Annotated in this window: 14 protein-coding genes; 5 read left to right on the forward strand and 9 right to left on the reverse strand. The window is 72.6% G+C overall.

All coding sequences use genetic code 11. From position 1 onward, the window contains the following. Positions 1–2: 2 nt before the first annotated feature. Positions 3–1007: a deoxyribose-phosphate aldolase gene (gene deoC / locus LRS74_RS19865; protein ID WP_277742257.1), complete on the reverse strand. Its 1005-nt coding sequence runs from the start codon at positions 1005–1007 to the stop codon at positions 3–5. Positions 1008–1214: 207 nt separating this feature from the next. Here deoC and LRS74_RS19870 point away from each other — a divergent pair, with 207 nt between their 5' ends. Next, complete coding sequence (locus LRS74_RS19870; protein ID WP_277742258.1) at positions 1215–1859, forward strand: PH domain-containing protein; 645 nt, start codon at positions 1215–1217, stop codon at positions 1857–1859. A gap of 108 nt (positions 1860–1967) precedes the next feature. Here LRS74_RS19870 and LRS74_RS19875 read toward each other — a convergent pair whose 3' ends face one another. The 4 genes from LRS74_RS19875 to LRS74_RS19890 form a co-directional block, all read right to left on the reverse strand. Next, positions 1968–3140 carry a hypothetical protein gene (locus tag LRS74_RS19875; protein WP_277744840.1) on the reverse strand — a complete coding sequence of 391 codons (1173 nt, stop codon included), beginning with the start codon at positions 3138–3140 and terminating at the stop codon, positions 1968–1970. 369 nt (positions 3141–3509) lie between these two features. Further along, entirely contained in the window at positions 3510–5189 is a 1680-nt protein-coding gene (locus tag LRS74_RS19880) for a phospho-sugar mutase (protein ID WP_277742259.1), read from the reverse strand. Positions 5190–5467: 278 nt separating this feature from the next. After that, complete coding sequence (locus tag LRS74_RS19885) at positions 5468–6289, reverse strand: purine-nucleoside phosphorylase (RefSeq protein WP_277742260.1); 822 nt, start codon at positions 6287–6289, stop codon at positions 5468–5470. A gap of 189 nt (positions 6290–6478) precedes the next feature. Further along, positions 6479–6916: a gamma-glutamylcyclotransferase gene (locus tag LRS74_RS19890; RefSeq protein ID WP_277742261.1), complete on the reverse strand. Its 438-nt coding sequence runs from the start codon at positions 6914–6916 to the stop codon at positions 6479–6481. A gap of 230 nt (positions 6917–7146) precedes the next feature. On the opposite strand from LRS74_RS19890, the gene LRS74_RS19895 reads away from it, so the two are divergent. Both LRS74_RS19895 and LRS74_RS19900 read left to right on the forward strand, forming a co-directional pair. After that, positions 7147–8595 (forward strand): NAD(P)H-quinone dehydrogenase, encoded by a 1449-nt coding sequence (locus LRS74_RS19895; protein ID WP_277742262.1) that lies wholly within the window; start codon positions 7147–7149, stop codon positions 8593–8595. 146 nt (positions 8596–8741) lie between these two features. Next, the gene (locus LRS74_RS19900; RefSeq protein ID WP_277742263.1) at positions 8742–9779 is read left to right on the forward strand and encodes a DeoR/GlpR family DNA-binding transcription regulator; all 1038 of its coding nucleotides are present in this window, start codon (positions 8742–8744) and stop codon (positions 9777–9779) included. A gap of 196 nt (positions 9780–9975) precedes the next feature. On the opposite strand, the gene LRS74_RS19905 is transcribed toward LRS74_RS19900, so the two are convergent. After that, the gene (locus tag LRS74_RS19905) at positions 9976–10569 is read right to left on the reverse strand and encodes a helix-turn-helix domain-containing protein (RefSeq protein WP_347178142.1); all 594 of its coding nucleotides are present in this window, start codon (positions 10567–10569) and stop codon (positions 9976–9978) included. Positions 10570–10875: 306 nt separating this feature from the next. Between LRS74_RS19905 and LRS74_RS19910 the strand changes: the two genes are divergently transcribed. Beyond that, entirely contained in the window at positions 10876–12060 is a 1185-nt protein-coding gene (locus LRS74_RS19910) for an alpha/beta hydrolase-fold protein (RefSeq protein WP_277744842.1), read from the forward strand. A gap of 105 nt (positions 12061–12165) precedes the next feature. On the opposite strand, the gene LRS74_RS19915 is transcribed toward LRS74_RS19910, so the two are convergent. After that, the gene (locus LRS74_RS19915) at positions 12166–13917 is read right to left on the reverse strand and encodes a biotin carboxylase N-terminal domain-containing protein (RefSeq protein ID WP_277742264.1); all 1752 of its coding nucleotides are present in this window, start codon (positions 13915–13917) and stop codon (positions 12166–12168) included. A 414-nt stretch (positions 13918–14331) separates the two neighbouring features. Between LRS74_RS19915 and LRS74_RS19920 the strand changes: the two genes are divergently transcribed. Continuing rightward, a complete protein-coding gene (locus tag LRS74_RS19920) occupies positions 14332–14799 on the forward strand; it encodes a hypothetical protein (protein WP_277742265.1) in 468 nt (155 codons plus the stop codon). 6 nt (positions 14800–14805) lie between these two features. Here the strand turns inward: LRS74_RS19920 and LRS74_RS19925 are convergent, their stop codons facing one another. Both LRS74_RS19925 and LRS74_RS19930 read right to left on the reverse strand, forming a co-directional pair. Then, a complete protein-coding gene (locus LRS74_RS19925; protein WP_277742266.1) occupies positions 14806–15150 on the reverse strand; it encodes a helix-turn-helix transcriptional regulator in 345 nt (114 codons plus the stop codon). Then, entirely contained in the window at positions 15143–15772 is a 630-nt protein-coding gene (locus LRS74_RS19930; protein WP_277742267.1) for a nucleoside triphosphate pyrophosphatase, read from the reverse strand. The genes LRS74_RS19925 and LRS74_RS19930 overlap by 8 nt, the downstream gene beginning before the upstream one ends. Between the last annotated feature and the right edge of the window lie 260 nt (positions 15773–16032).

Here is a 16032-nt window from a genome sequence, read left to right on the forward strand (position 1 = left end):
GGTCAGTCCACCGTCACGTAGTCGGGACCGGAGTAGCGCCCGGTGCTGAGCTTCTGGCGCTGCATCAGCAGGTCGTTGAGGAGGCTGGAGGCGCCGAAGCGGAACCAGTCGGGGTTGAGCCACTGCTCACCCGCGACCTCGTTGACCATCACCAGGTACTTGATGGCGTCCTTGGTGGTACGGATGCCGCCCGCCGGCTTCACGCCGACCTGCACCCCGGTGGTGGCGTGGAAGTCGCGCACGGCCTCCAGCATCAGCAGCGTGACGGGCGGGGTGGCGTTCACGGCCACCTTGCCGGTCGAGGTCTTGATGAAGTCGGCGCCGGCCAGCATCGCCAGCCAGGAGACGCGACGGACGTTGTCGTAGGTCTGCAGCTCGCCGGTCTCGAAGATGACCTTCAGATGGGCGGCGGTGCCGTCCTCGCGGTGGCAGGCCTCCTTGACGGCCTTGATCTCCTCGAAGACGGACATGTAGCGGCCGGTGAGGAACGCGCCCCGGTCGATCACCATGTCGATCTCGTCGGCCCCGGCCGCCACCGCGTCGCGGGTGTCGGCCAGCTTGATCGGCAGCGCCGCCCGCCCCGCCGGGAAGGCGGTGGCGACGGAGGCGACGTTGATCTCCGGAGCGCCGTTGCGGAGCAGCGCCTCCTTGGCGGTGGCCACCATGTCGGGGTAGACGCAGATCGCGGCGACCTTGGGGGCGCTGCGGTCGGTGGGGTCGGGGTGGACGCCCTTGGCGCACAGCGCCCGGACCTTGCCGGGGGTGTCCGCACCTTCCAGGGTCGTCAGGTCGATCATCGAGATGGCGAGGTCGATGGCGTACGCCTTCGCCGTGGTCTTGATGGAGCGGGTGCCGAGGCTGGCGGCCCGGCCCTGCAGACCGACCGCGTCGACGCCCGGCAGGCCGTGCAGGAAGCGGCGCAGCGCGGCGTCGTTGGCGGTTACGTCCGCCATCGCGGCCAGTCGCTCCGCGGCGTCCTTGCCGTATGCGGGAACTGTGGTGGGCATGGTCACCAGGTGAGCATATCTACGCGCGTAGCTTCCTGTCACCCCCTCGCTGCCACTATTAGCGGGGTGCCGCTCATTTGATGCCGTTCCGCGTTCGTTCCGCGTTCGTACCGCAATCTGACGTGGTGTCGATGGGTGAGCGGTCGTTGTCGTACCGCAACATCCGTCACAGGGGTCACGGTCAGGCCGTCGGGCAGAATCGGGCGCATGACGAGCCCGGACGACTCCGATCACTCCGCCCCCGACGAGGCCCCGTACGCCGACCGCGTCTTCCGCTCCTCGGGCGGCATCGCGGGCGGGGTGCTGCTGCTGGCGCTGAGCGCCTGGCTCGGCGGCGACGCGGTGGTCCAGGGCGAGGGGCGCACCCCCTGGCTGGCGCTGGCCGGACTGCTCTTCGCGGTCCCGCTGATCGTCGCCTTCACCCTGCGCCCGGCCGTCTTCGCGGGCCGCGACCGGCTCCGGATCCGCAACCCCTTCCGCACGATCGCCCTGCCGTGGGCCTCGGTGGAGGCGGTCCGCTCCGGCTACTCCAGCGAGGTGCTGGCGGGCGGCGCGAAGTACCAGCTGTGGGCGATCCCGGTCTCGCTGCGCCAGCGCAAGCGGGCCGCCCGCCAGCAGAGCCGCGCCGCGGCGGAGGACCCCACGGGCCGCACCACCGCCCAGCACGACCTGGGCAACGGCGATCTGCGAGCCCCCTCCGACCAGGCCATCGCCGACCTCCGCGAGCTCGCCGAGACCCAGGCCGCCCACCCGGAGGCCCAGGGGGAGCCCGAGGTCCGCTGGGCCTACGAGGTCCTGGGCCCCGCGGGAGCGGGGATCGTGGTCCTGGCGGTACTGCTGGCCATGGGCTGACGGCCACCGCTCACGGATCCGGCCAGGACGTTCGTCCGCGCACCCGGCTTTGCTACGCGGCGGCCGCGCTCACCGACTCGGCGAGCGCGGCCGCCTCGCCTTTGAGCCCTACGGCGCGCTCGGCCAGACCAGGGCCATGTAGGACCCGAAGTACGCCGAGGAGAGAGCCGCCGTGCCCAGGAGGATGGTTCGGGTGCGGGGGGTGACGGTGGTGAGGGCGGTGGCGAGGGGGAGGAGGAGGGGGAAGCCGGGGAGGAGGAAGCGGGCGCGGGGGAAGTAGACGCCGCCGCTGCCGAGGACGATGAGGAGGAGGACGCCGGTGAAGACGAGGAGGGGAAGCGGCTGGCGTTGGGTGAGGGAGATGAGGAAGAGGGCGGTGGAGGCGATGATGACGGCGGAGACGACGACCAGGAACATCTGCGGGCGGGGCTGGTACGCGAGGATGGTGCGCAGTTCGCGGAGGGTGTCCGCGCCGCCGTCCCACTCGTTGGTCCAGGTCCGCTGCACCGCGAAGTAGCCGTCCCAGCGGCCCAGGCGTACGCCGACCCAGCCGATGTAGCCCAGCCAGCCCAGCGGGGCCAGCGCCGCGCCCAGCAGCACGCGCCCGGGGGCCGGATCGCGTTCCTTCGTCCGTGGCCCGTCCCTGCGCCGCCGCCACAGCGCCAGCGCCGCCGTCGTCAGGACCGCCGCCGCCACCGCGATGCCCGTGGGGCGGGTGAGGCCGGCCAGGAGCGAGAGGGTGCCGGCCCAGAGCCAGCGTTCGGTGAGGACGGCGTAGAGGGACCAGGCGGCCAGGGCGGTGAACAGGGACTCGGTGTAGCCCATGGACTGGACGAGGGCGACCGGGGTGGCGCCCCACAGGACCGTCAGCAGGACGCCGGTGCGGCGGCCGTAGAGGCGGTCGCCCACGGCGAAGACGCCCCAGGCGGCGATCATCGAGGCGCCCAGCGAGAGCAGCAGGCCCACGGAGGCGCGGGAGCCCGGCGTCACCCCCGCGACCGCCTTGACCAGCACCGGGTAGAGCGGGAAGAACGCCAGGTTGCAGCTGTCACGGGCGCCGGTGAGGACGTGGTCGTAGCCGTGGTCGGCGATGCGCAGGTACCACTTGGAGTCCCACTTGTCGGCCAGCTGGGGCCAGAGGCCGTGCCCCTTGAGGTGCGCCCACTTGGCGAGGACGACGATGCCCAGCAGCCGTACGGCGGCGTAGCCGAGCAGGGCGGGCGCGGCGTGGCGCAGGGCGCGGCGGAGCGGGGCGGTTCTTCGGGGCCGGGGCGGCGGCACGGTGGTCACCTGCGGCGCCGGTGAGGCCGCAGGGGAGGCGTACGGGGCCAAGGCGCGACTCCTGGGGCCGGGGAGTTGAGCGGGGGACCTGGCCTCAGGGTCTCCCGCCCCGCGGGCCCCGGCCCCGGGGGCTGCGACAGGTGCAGTACGGGATCCACCCGTTCGGGCGGTCCGGCCCGATGCGCTGTGGCGGCCTCCGGCGCGGTGTGCTGTGCGGCTCCGGCACGGTGTGCTGTGGCGGCCTCCGGTCCGGCCGACCCGGTCCTCCCCCGTGGCGCTCGCGACCCTCGGGTGAGCCGCGGTGCCCGCGCCGCACGGCGAAGGGCGCGATCCGGAGGTACCGGACCGCGCCCTTCCCGTGTCGCGTCGTCAGATGCCCGCGGCGCTCGCCAGGTCCGTCTTCAGGGCCGAGAGGACGGTTTCGGCCTCGGCACGGGCGGCGGCCAGGGCGTCGACCGAGGCCACCTCGACCACGGCCTCCAGGTAGCACTTGAGCTTGGGCTCGGTGCCGCTGGGGCGGACGATCACGCGGGCGGAGCGGACGCCCCGCTCGGGCGAGCCCGTGAGGTGGTAGCGGAGGCCGTCCGTGGGCGGCAGGGCCGCGCTGCCCCGGGACAGGTCCTCGGCGCTCGCCACCGCCAGGCCCGCCAGCTCGGTCGGGGGCTGCTCGCGCAGCCGGCGCATGGCGGACGCGATCAGCGAGAGGTCCTGGACCCGCACCGAGAGCTGGTCGGTGGCGTGCAGACCGTGCTCGACGGCGAGGTCGTCGAGGAGGTCGGTCAGGGTGCGGCCCTCGGCCTTGAGGCCGGCGGCCAGCTCGGCGACGAGCAGGGCGGCGGTGATGCCGTCCTTGTCGCGGACGCCGCCCGGGTCGACGCAGTAGCCCAGCGCCTCCTCGTAGGCGTAGGCCAGGCCGTCGACCCGCGCGAGCCACTTGAAGCCGGTCAGGGTCTCCTCGTACGGGGCGCCCGCCGCGCCCGCGATGCGGGAGAGCAGCGAAGAGGAGACGATCGTGGTGGTGAACGTACCGCTCTCTCCGTCGCGGGCGGTGCCCTTGCGGACCAGGTGGGCGGCGAGCAGCGCGCCCACCTCGTCGCCGCGCAGCATGCGCCAGCCGCCTTCGACGGCGGTGTCCGGTACGGCCACCGCGCAGCGATCCGCGTCCGGGTCGTTGGCGATCACGATGTCCGGGTTCGCCTCGCGGGCCGTGGCGAAGGCCAGGTCCATCGCGCCCGGCTCCTCCGGGTTGGGGAACGCGACGGTGGGGAAGTCGGGGTCCGGCTCGGCCTGCGCGGCCACCACGGTCGGCGCCGGGAAGCCGGCGCGGGCGAAGGCGGCGGTGAGGGTGGTCCGGCCGACGCCGTGCATCGGGGTGTAGACGACCCGTACGTCGCGCGGGGAGCCCTCGCTGAGCACCGCGTCGGTGCGGGCCAGGTAGGCGGCCACGACGTCGTCGCCGAGCGTCTCCCAGCCCGCGTCCGGACGCGGCACGTCGGCGAGCGAGGCGACGGCGGCGATCTCGGCGGCGATCTCACCGTCGGCCGGCGGCACGATCTGCGAGCCGTCGCCCAGGTAGACCTTGTAGCCGTTGTCGCGGGGCGGGTTGTGGCTGGCGGTGACCTCGACGCCGGCCACCGCGCCCAGGTGCCGGATGGCGAAGGCCAGGACCGGGGTGGGCAGCGGCTGGGGCAGCAGCGCGGCGCGCAGCCCGGCGCCGACCATCACGGCGGCGGTGTCCCGGGCGAAGTCGGCGCTCTTGTAGCGGGCGTCGTAGCCGATGACGACCAGGCCGCCGGCGTGGCCCTGCTTGCGGAGGTAACCGGCGAGGCCGGCCGCGGCCCGGATGACCACGGAGCGGTTCATCCGCATCGGGCCGGCGCCGAGTTCGCCGCGGAGCCCGGCGGTGCCGAACTGGAGGGTGCCCGCGAAGCGGACCGCGAGTTCGTCGACGTCCCCGGTCGCGAGCAGCTTGCCCAGCTCGTCGCGGGTGTCGGGGTCGGGGTCCTCGGCCAGCCAGGCTTGGGCGCGGGCGATGAGTTCGGACTCCACGGGGCTCCTCCGGAGGGTCGGCGATACGGGTGCGGTGCGTGCACGGGTCGAGGTGCGGCGGGCGGTGGGCCCGGCGCCCGGAGCGGGTGTCCCTCACTCATACGGTGCCCCAGGCGTGCGCCCGCCGCCCGGCGGCCGGAACAGAAGCCCACCGCCGAATCCCCTGACCCGATACATGCTCTGGGTCAAGCGATTCCGCGATGGGCTTCCGGTGCCGGGCTGGGCGTGGGATCAGATCCGGTCGGGACGGTCCTCGGGATCCGGATCCGGGGTGGCCGTCAGATGCGGTCCAGGACCTGGGCCAGCAGGGTCCCCATGCGGGCGGCGGAGTCGCGCCCGGCCTGGAGGACCTCCTCGTGGTTGAGCGGCTCGCCGGTCATGCCGGCGGCGAGGTTGGTGACCAGGGAGATGCCGAGCACCTCCGCACCGGCCTCGCGGGCCGCGATGGCCTCGAGGGTGGTGGACATGCCGACCAGGTCCGCGCCGAGGGTGCGGGCCATGTGGATCTCGGCCGGGGTCTCGTAGTGCGGGCCGGGGAACTGGAGGTAGACGCCCTCCTCCAGCGACGGGTCGACCTCGTGGCACAGCTGGCGCAGCCGCGCCGAGTACAGGTCGGTGAGGTCCACGAAGTTGGCGCCCACGATCGGCGAGGTGGCCGTCATGTTGATGTGGTCGCTGATCAGCACCGGCTGGCCGGGGCGCATGCCCTCGCGCAGGCCACCACAGCCGTTGGTCAGGACGACGGTCTTGCACCCGGCGGCGACGGCGGTCCGCACGCCGTGCGCGACGGCGGCGACGCCGCGGCCCTCGTAGAAGTGGGTGCGGCCCAGGAAGACCAGCACGCGCTTGTCATTGATCTTGTACGAGCGGATGGTGCCCGCGTGGCCGGCGACGACCGGCGGCGGGAAGCCGGGGAGCTCGGTGACCGGGAACTCGTGCTCCGGCGCCCCGAGGGCGTCGGTGGCGGGGACCCAGCCGGAGCCCATGACCAGGGCGACGTCGTGGGTCTCGGCACCGGTGAGCTCGCGCAGTCGCGCGGCGGCGGCGTCGGCGGCGGCGTACGGGTCGCCCTGGATGTCCGAAGTAACTGAAGCGTTCACGCGGATGAGCGTAACCGCTAATCTCCTACGCGCGTAGACCTTCGTTGAAGCAGTGCCCGGATCGTTGCTTTTATCACGCCCGCCCGGTGACCGGGCGCCCGCCCCGCGCACGAGGCGTAGGCGGGCGTGTGCGGACGGCCTTGACGGGGCCGGGGTGGCCCGCGGCCCACGGCGTGGCGTGGCGCGGCCTCAGCAGGGGCGCTTGCGCAGCTCCATCACGTAGTCGTGCGGTGCGCCCGCCGACTCCGCCGCGTCGGCGAGCTCCCCCAGATAGCGGGCGGACGGCAGCCCGCCCTCGTAGCCGTTGAGCACGTACACCCAGGCGGCCTCGTCGCCCTCCAGCGTGTGCACCCGGACCCGCATCCGCCGGTAGATGTCGAGGCCGACGCCCTCCCAGCGGTCCATGGACTCCTCGTCCATCGGGGCGATGTCGTACAGCGCGACGAACACCTGGGAGCGGGGTGCCTCGACGATGGTGGCGAGCGCCCCCTCCCACCCCATCTGTTCCCCGCCGAAGGTGAGCCGCCAGCCGGTGATCCAGCCCGTGCCGCGCAGCGGTGAGTGCGGTGCGCGGCGGGACATCAGCCGCGCGTCGAGGTTGCCGGCGTACGCGGCGTAGAGCGACATGGTTCCGAGGGTACGGGAGTGGAGCGGAATGGCAGGTGGGGTGGCAGGCTCGTAGTGCGATTCGCATGGAATACGGACATCCGATCGCCGGATGCCTCGTATGTCGGTTCGTATGACGCATGTACCGGTGGTCCCCGCGGCGACCGGTGGAGGAACCTACGGAGCGCTACGCGGAGCCACACAGGGCTACCGCCAACCCCGAGCGGAGCGGTGTTGATGGGTGCGGGACAATGGAGTACGTGACTCGGATCGTGATCATCGGTGGCGGACCCGGCGGCTATGAGGCGGCGCTGGTCGCCGCCCAGCTCGGCGCGGAGGTGACCGTCGTCGACTGCGACGGTCTGGGCGGGGCGTCGGTGCTCACCGACTGCGTGCCCTCGAAGACGTTGATCGCCACGGCCGAGGTCATGACGACCTTCGACTCTTCGTACGAGGAGTTGGGGATCATCGTCGCCGATGACACCCCGCCGATGGAGCAGGCGGCCCGCGTGGTCGGCGTGGACCTGGGCAAGGTGAACCGACGAGTCAAGCGCCTCGCGCTCGCCCAGTCGCATGACATCACCGCCTCGGTCACCCGCGCGGGCGCGCGGGTGATGCGCGGTCGCGGGCGGCTGGTGCCGACCCAGTCCCCGGACGGCACCCGCGAGGTGATCGTCCAGGTGGCGGACGGCCGGGAGGAGACGCTGACCGCCGACGCGGTGCTGATCGCCACCGGGGCCCATCCGCGGGAGATCCCGGACGCGCTGCCGGACGGGGAGCGCATCCTCAACTGGACCCAGGTCTACGACCTCGACGAGCTGCCCGAAGAGCTGATCGTGGTGGGCTCGGGTGTGACCGGTGCCGAGTTCGCCGGCGCGTACCAGGCGCTCGGCTCGAAGGTCACCCTGGTCTCCAGCCGGGACCGGGTGCTGCCGGGCGAGGACCCGGACGCGGCCGCCGTGCTGGAGGACGTGTTCCGCCGCCGCGGCATGAACGTGATGTCCCGCTCGCGGGCGCAGGCCGCCAAGCGGGTGGGCGACCGGGTGGAGGTGACGCTGGCCGACGGCCGGGTGATCACCGGTACCCACTGTCTGATGGCGGTCGGCTCCATACCCAACAGCGCCGGCATCGGCCTGGAGGAGGCCGGGGTCCGGCTGAAGGAGTCCGGGCACATCTGGACCGACAAGGTCTCCCGCACCAGCGCGCCGGGCGTGTACGCGGCGGGCGACTGCACCGGCGTCCTGGCGCTGGCCTCGGTGGCCGCGATGCAGGGCCGGATCGCGATGTACCACTTCCTCGGCGAGACGGTCAGCCCGCTGGACCTGAAGACCGTGTCGGCCAACGTGTTCACCGACCCCGAGATCGCCACGGTCGGCTACTCCCAGGCGGACGTCGACGGCGGGGTCATCGACGCCCGGGTGGTGAAGCTGCCGCTGCTGCGCAACCCGCGCGCCAAGATGCAGGGCATCCGGGACGGCTTCGTGAAGATCTTCTGCCGTCCGGGCACCGGGATCGTCGTGGGCGGCGTGGTGGTCTCCCCGCGCGCCAGCGAGCTGATCCACCCGATCTCGATCGCGGTGGACAACAATCTGACGGTGGAGCAGATAGCCAAGGCCTTCACGGTCTACCCCTCGCTGTCCGGGTCGATCGCCGAGGTCGCCCGGCAGCTGCACACGCGGAAGACGCAGAGCCAGCTCTGAACGCGGCGGTCCGCCGGCGCGCGTTCGCCGGCGGGCGTCGTTCGAGGTCGCACTCCATACCACCTCGAAGGCTCGACAGCGAACAACTTCTGCTAATTGGTGCAAGCTGCTGAAACCAGACGGTCGTTGGCGTTACTGTCAGTTTCGTGTTCGCTGCAGAACGTCGCCAATTGATCCTTGAAATGGTGCGGGCGAACGGGGCGGTATCGCTCCGTGAGCTCGCCCGCGTCGTCCAGACCTCAGAAGTGACCGTACGGCGGGACGTGCGGGCGCTCGAGGCGGAAGGACTACTCGATCGCCGGCATGGCGGTGCGGTGCTGCCGGGCGGATTCACCAGGGAGTCCGGCTTTCCGCAGAAATCCCATCTAGCGACCGCGGAGAAGACGGCCATCGCCGATCTCGCGGCCGGGCTCGTCGAGGAGGGCGAGGCGGTCGTGGTCGGCGCGGGGACGACGACGCAGGAGCTGGCCCGCCGGCTCGCGCGCGTGCCCGGCCTGACCGTGGTCACCAACTCCCTGCTGGTCGCACAGGCGTTGGCGCATGCCAACCGGGTCGAGGTCGTGATGACCGGCGGGACCCTGCGCGGCTCCAACTACGCGCTGGTGGGCAGCGGTGCCGAGCAGTCCCTCCAGGGGCTGCGGGTCTCCCGGGCCTTCCTCTCCGGCAGCGGGCTGACCGCCGAGCGCGGCCTGTCCACCTCCAACATGCTGTCGGCGAGCGTGGACCGGGCCCTGGTGCAGGCCGCGGCGGAGGTGGTGGTGCTGGCCGACCACACCAAGCTGGGCACCGACACCATGTTCCAGACCGTGCCCACGGATGTGATCACCCGGCTGGTGACGGACGAGCCGCCCGCGCACGACGAACGGGCCGCCACGGAGCTCCAGGCCCTCGCCGACCAGGGGGTGCAGATCGCGGTGGCCGGGCCGGGCGCGGGGTCCGGCTCGGGCTCCGGGGGCGCGGTCGGAGCGGACGGCGGCCCGGCGGTGCGCTCCTCGCCCCGGCTGGGGCCGGGGGGCGGCGGTCATGCGCCGGGGCGGGGCGCCGAGGAGGGCATGCCGCTGCCGGGACAGCGGCGGGCCCATCCGCAGGGGCCGGGCGGCGGGCCGCAGCTGCGCGGCGCGGTGCCCCTGGTGGAGCAGCAGGGCGGCGGCCGGGTGGCCGATCTCGCCCCTCGTCGCCGCTGAACAGCCAGGTTGTGGACAGCCGTTCCCCAGACGGAGCGGGTGGACACAACCTGGCACCGATCGCACCGATCGCACCGATCGCACCGATCGCACCGATCGCCGGCTGACCCGCGCGCGTCGGCCGCACCCTACGCGGCCGCCGCGAGGGGTGGGGCGCCGCGGCGAGGGCGGGGGCGGCCCGGGCGCGGCGATCGACTCAGCGGGCCTTGAGGCCGGTGAAGGTCAGGGTCAGCAGTCGATCGGCCAACTCCGGGTCCTCCGGTGACTGTTCCACGGCCAGTGCGATGGCGTTGGTGAGCTGCATCAGGTCGTCGATCTCGACCTCGGCCCGCACCGCGCCCGCCTCCTGGGCGCGGGCCAGCAGGGCGCTGCCCGCCTCGCGCAGGGGTTGGCGGCAGCGGGAGAGCTCCGAGCAGCTGTCGGCGGAGGCGGAGAGGAACGCGCGGGCCAGCCCCCGGTACGTGCTGGCGTGGTCGATCACCGCGCGCAGCCAGTCGACCAGCGCATGGCAGGGCCGCGGGGCCTCGGCCAGCTCGCGGGAGCGGGCCATCAGCGCGTCCATCTCCCCGTAGAAGACGGCGCCCATGAGCGCGGTGCGGTGGGGGAAGTGCCGGTAGAGGGTGCCGATGCCGACGCCCGCGCGACGGGCGATGTCCTCCAGCGAGGCGTCGGTGCCGTGCTCGGTGAAGGCGGTGCGGGCCTCCGCCAGCAGCCGCTCGTAGTTGCGGCGCGCGTCGGCGCGCATCGGCCGCCCGGTGGAGGTGCGCTCCTGCGCAGCTTCGGTCGCCATCGCCGGTCCTCACCCTTCCTCTGGCTGCCTGTGTGTCCAGGATGCCATTGGGCGGGGCGCCGCGGACCCGGCATGCGGCGTCCCCGTGCGCTTCCGTGTGCTCCCGGGGGCGCCGGGGCCGGCCGGGGCCCGTGCCGAGCCCCGGCCGGCCCCGTGTCGCGCGTGAGTGGCCAGGCGGTGGCACGACGGCGAACAACAGGGGTCATAAAACGAACAGAAGGGAAAGTCCTCTCATCTCAGGCAACGCCGGTTCGCGCAAGCGCCATCAAACAAGGCGCTGAGAACCGGAGTGGAGAAGACGTCATGATGGAACTGACCAGCCGATCGCTCGCCTACACCGTGACCGGGGCCGCGGTGGTCAGCGTGGCACTCACCGTCTGGCTATGGCCACGGTTCGCCGGCCGCGGCGTGGTCGCCGTCCTGGGCAGACTCGGCTCCATCGTGGTCACCCAGCTGGCGATCGTCTCCGCGCTGGCGCTGGCGGTGAACACCAACTTCCAGTTCTACGGAACCTGGGACGAGCTGCTCGGGAACGACGACGGGGCGCCCGCCGCGCTGGAGAAGTGGGGCGCGGGCGACGGCACCGGGCCCGGGGGAGACCTCAAGGGCGCCCTCGTCCAGCCCGCCGGCCCGGAGGGGCTGGACCGGGTGCACGGGCTGCCCGAGGGGCGGCCGGAGAAGGTGGGCAAGGTCGAGTCCGTACGGATCATCGGCCGGCGCAGCCAGGTGGCCAACCCGGCGTACGTCTACCTGCCGCCCCAGTACTTCCAGCACCAGTACGACCGGCAGCGGTTCCCCGTCATCGTCGCCATCAGCGGCTACCCCGGCGGGTCCTTCCTGCTGGCGCAGCACCTGAGGGTGCCCCAGACCGCGGGGAAGCTGATCGCGAAGGGCAAGCTCCAACCCAGCGTCGTGGTGATGATCCGCCCGACCATCGCCCCGCCCCGCGACACCCAGTGCGTGGACGTGCCGGGCGGCCCGCAGGCCGAGACCTTCTTCGCCCAGGACCTGCCGGAGGCGCTGCGGGGCCACTACCGGGTCGGCCGCGACGCCGGTGCGTGGGGCGTGCTCGGCTACTCCTCCGGCGGTAGCTGCGCGCTCCAACTGGCCATGCGCCACCCCCGCACCTACACGGCGGCGGCCGCCCTCTCCGCCGACTTCAAGGTCAAGAACGACCCGACCACCGGCGACCTCTTCGGCGACGGGGACGGCCGGCTGCGCCGGATGCGCGAGCACGACCTGGTGTGGCGGCTGGAGAACCTGCCCGCCCCGCCGGTCTCGGTGCTCGTCGCGACCAGCCGCAAGGGCGAGGGCAACTACCCGGCGGCCAAGAAGTTCCTGGACGCCGTCAAGCCGCCCATGCGCGCCGACTCCCTCGTCCTCGACCAGGGCAGCCACAACTTCCGCACCTGGCGGCGTGAGCTGCCCGCCTCCCTGGAGTGGATGAGCCGTCAGCTGACCTTCCCGCAGGACCTGGCGACGGATCGCTGAGGCCGCGCGTCCCCGAACCCGCGGGGAACGAGAAACGCCGGGGCGGGCTGGAGAGATCCAGCCCGCCCCGGCGTTCGTTCCCGGGCCCGTCGTCGGGCCCCGGTGTCAGTCCTTGATCTCGCAGATGACGGCGCCGGAGGTGATGGACGCGCCGACCTCGGCGGCCAGTCCCTTGACCGTGCCCGCGCGGTGCGCGTTCAGCGGCTGCTCCATCTTCATCGCCTCCAGGACCACGATCAGCTCGCCCTCGGCGACCTGCTGACCCTCCTCGACCGCCACCTTCACGATCGTGCCCTGCATCGGCGACGCCAACGCATCACCCGAAGCCGCCGAACCCGACTTACGAGCCGCCTTCCGCTTCGGCTTACGCGCACCCCCACCTCCGGCGGCCGCGGTCGCCACACCCAAAGACGCGGGCAGGGACACCTCCAGCCGCTTACCCCCGACCTCGACCACCACGGTCTCGCGGGACTCCGCCTCAACCTCCTCCACACCGGTGGGCGTGTAGGCGGGGATGGTGTTGACGAACTCCGTCTCGATCCACCGCGTGTGCACCGTGAACGGATCGGAGGTGAACGCCGGGTCGGTGACCACGGCCCGGTGGAACGGGATCGCGGTCGCCATCCCCTCCACCCTGAACTCCGCCAGAGCCCGCGCCGCCCGCTGCAACGCCTGCTCACGGGTCGCACCGGTCACGATCAACTTGGCCAGCAGCGAGTCCCACGCCGGACCGATCACCGACCCGGACTCCACACCCGCGTCCAACCGCACACCCGGACCCGACGGCGGGGCGAACAGCGTGACCGTGCCCGGAGCGGGCAGGAAGTTACGACCCGGGTCCTCACCGTTGATCCGGAACTCGAACGAGTGCCCCCGCACCGCAGGGTCCCCGTAACCGAGCTCCTCACCATCGGCGATCCGGAACATCTCCCGCACCAGATCGATCCCCGTGACCTCCTCGGTCACCGGGTGCTCCACCTGAAGCCGGGTGTTCACCTCCAGGAACGAGATCGTGCCATCGCTGCCGACCAGGAACTCCACCGTGCCGGCACCCACATAACCGGCCTCCTTCAAGATGGCCTTGGACGCCGCGTACAACTGCGCGTTCTGCTCCGGGGTGAGGAACGGAGCCGGGGCCTCCTCCACCAGCTTCTGATGACGCCGCTGAAGCGAGCAGTCACGGGTGGAGACCACCACCACGTTGCCATGCCGGTCGGCCAGACACTGCGTCTCCACATGCCGCGGCTTGTCCAGGTAGCGCTCCACGAAGCACTCACCCCGACCGAAGGCGGCCACCGCCTCCCGCACCGCGGACTCATACAGCTCCGGCACCTCCTCCAGCGTGCGGGCGACCTTCAGACCACGCCCACCACCACCGAAAGCAGCCTTGATCGCGATCGGCAGCCCATGCTCCCGCGCGAACGCCACGACCTCCTCCGCACCCGAGACCGGGTCAGGAGTACCCGCGACCAACGGAGCACCCGCACGCTGAGCGATATGACGAGCGGCGACCTTGTCACCCAGATCCCGGATCGCCTGCGGCGGCGGACCGATCCAGGTCAACCCCGCATCGATCACAGCCTGCGCGAACTCCGCGTTCTCAGACAGGAACCCGTACCCCGGATGCACCGCGTCCGCACCCGACTCCGCCGCCGCGGCCAACACCTTGGCCATATCCAGATAACTGGCCGCCGGAGTGTCACCGCCCAGCGCGTAGGCCTCGTCAGCCGCACGCACATGCACCGCGTCCCGGTCCGGCTCGGCGTACACAGCTACGCTCGCGATCCCGGCATCCCGACAGGCACGGGCAACGCGGACAGCGATTTCGCCACGGTTGGCGATGAGCACCTTGCGCACGATGGCTCCCTCCTTGAAACAAGCTGAGTTTAGGTACTGGCGACACTGCCCGCCGAGGCGAGTCCGGGGGTGAGCTTGACCACACGGAGTGTGAAGGTGGCCCCGCGAAGCTGGCGAAATCCTCTATCGCTCCACGGTACGCCGGGTTTTTCAGGCCCCCGTATGCCTTGGGGTGTGGCCTAAGTCTCCGCTCGGGGCGCCGTGGGCATTCGGCGTTTCTTTGTTGAATTCCTACGAACGGCGGCCGGAAACTTTGCCGTGCCGGGCGCGTCGGCCGAGCGCGTCGCGGACCCCCCTATTGACCCCTTGCAGACCCCTTGTCCCTGGGCTTACCCGTTAGTAGCGTTCCGGATGTCGCTCGTACCGGGGGTAACGGCCCGGGCGCCGGGGCGGCGACGGCGGGGAGCGGAAGAGGTGGGCGGGGTGGCACGCAGGCCGGTGGCCGCGGTGGCGGCGGTGGTGCTGATGGCCGAGGCGCTCGGCATAGCGCTGCTCAACTGGGTCCTCGGTCTGATGGTGGACCGGCAGAAGATGTCCATGGGCGGCATGGATCCTGACGCCATGTCGACCGGCACCTGGGTGATGGGTGGGCTCTTCGGTCTCTATCTGCTCTTCTGCGGCGTGACCCTGCTGCGCACCGCCCTGCGCGACCGCGGTCCGGGGCGCTTCGCCCGGATCGTGCTCATCAGCTGCGCGGTGGTGCACGGCGTGTTGGGCGCGCTGACCGTGGGCCTGGTCGGCTGGACGGCCTTCGCGTACCTGATGGTGGTGCTCGGCCTGATCGTGCTCACCCTGCTGGCCTACGACGAGCGGCGCGAGCCCGGGACCCCCGTCAAGGACGTCCCGGGGCCTCCGGGCGACCCGGGCCCCGAGCCCGTGTAGCCGGGGCTACCGGTCGGCCGGCGGGTCCGCCGGACGCTCGGCGAGGTTCTGGGCCACCAGGTCCAGCAGCCCGGGGAAGCGCGCGTCCAGCTCCGCCCGGCGCAGCGTCGCCATCCGGCTGTTGCCCCGGTCGACCTGGCGGATCAGGCCCGCCTCGCGCAGCACCCGGAAGTGGTGGGTGCGGGTGGACTTGGAGATGGGCAGCCCGAACGAGGAGCAGTGCCGGGCGGTCTCCGGCGGCTCGGCGAGCAGCGCCGAGACGATCTCGTACCGCAACGGGTCGGCCAGCGCGCCGAGGACCGCGCGCAGCTCCATCTCGCCCGGGGTCGGATGGCCGTCCGCGTCAGGCATCGCCGTCGCCGCCGGCGGCGGTCCACAGCTCGGTGATGGCCACGTCCAACTCGGCGAGCAGGCGACGCAGCAGCGGCAGGGACAGGCCGATCACATTGCCCGGATCGCCGTCGATGCCGTCGATGAACGGCGCCGAGCGGCCGTCGAGGGTGAAGGCGCCGGCGACGTACAGCGGTTCGCCGCTGGCCACGTACGCCGCGACCTCGGCGTCGCTGGGCTCGCCGAAGCGGACCGTGGTGGAGGCCGTGGCCGAGGTGCGCCGGCCGTTCGCGGTGTCGATCACGCAGTGCCCGGTGCGCAGCACCCCGGCGCGGCCGCGCATCGCCTTCCAGCGGGCGGTGGCCTCCTCGGCGTCGGCGGGCTTCCCGAGCGCCTCGCCGTCCAGTTCCAGCACGGAGTCGCAGCCGATGACGAGGGCGTCGGTGGCCTCCGGGCGCGCCGCCACCGCGTCCGCCTTGGCCTCGGCCAGCAGTCGGGCCAGCTCGGCGGGCGAGCCGGCGGTGAGGGCGTCCTCGTCCACTCCGCTGACGATCACCTCGGGGGCCAGCCCCGCCTGGCGCAACAGCCCCAGCCGGGCGGGGGAGGCGGAGGCGAGGACGAGGCGGCGGCGTGGCTCAGTCATGCGCTCCAGCGTAGAGAACCCGCTCGCCCTCCGGGGACGGTGCCCGCCCGGAGCGCGGCCTGAGCGGCGCTCGGGGGCCGTACGGCCGGTCCCCGGCCCACACCGCCCCGCCCTCGGCTCCGGCTTGAGCGGCGCCGGGCCCGCCCGTCGCGCGCCGCCCCGGACTCGACCGCGCCCCGAGCGACGGACGCCGGGGCCGAGGGCCGCCCGCCGGCCGTCGAGCCGCCTACGACCGCCACGGGGGGCGCGATCCGAGGGCC

It is taken from the genome of Streptomyces sp. LX-29 (assembly GCF_029541745.1).
Lineage (GTDB): Bacteria > Actinomycetota > Actinomycetes > Streptomycetales > Streptomycetaceae > Streptomyces.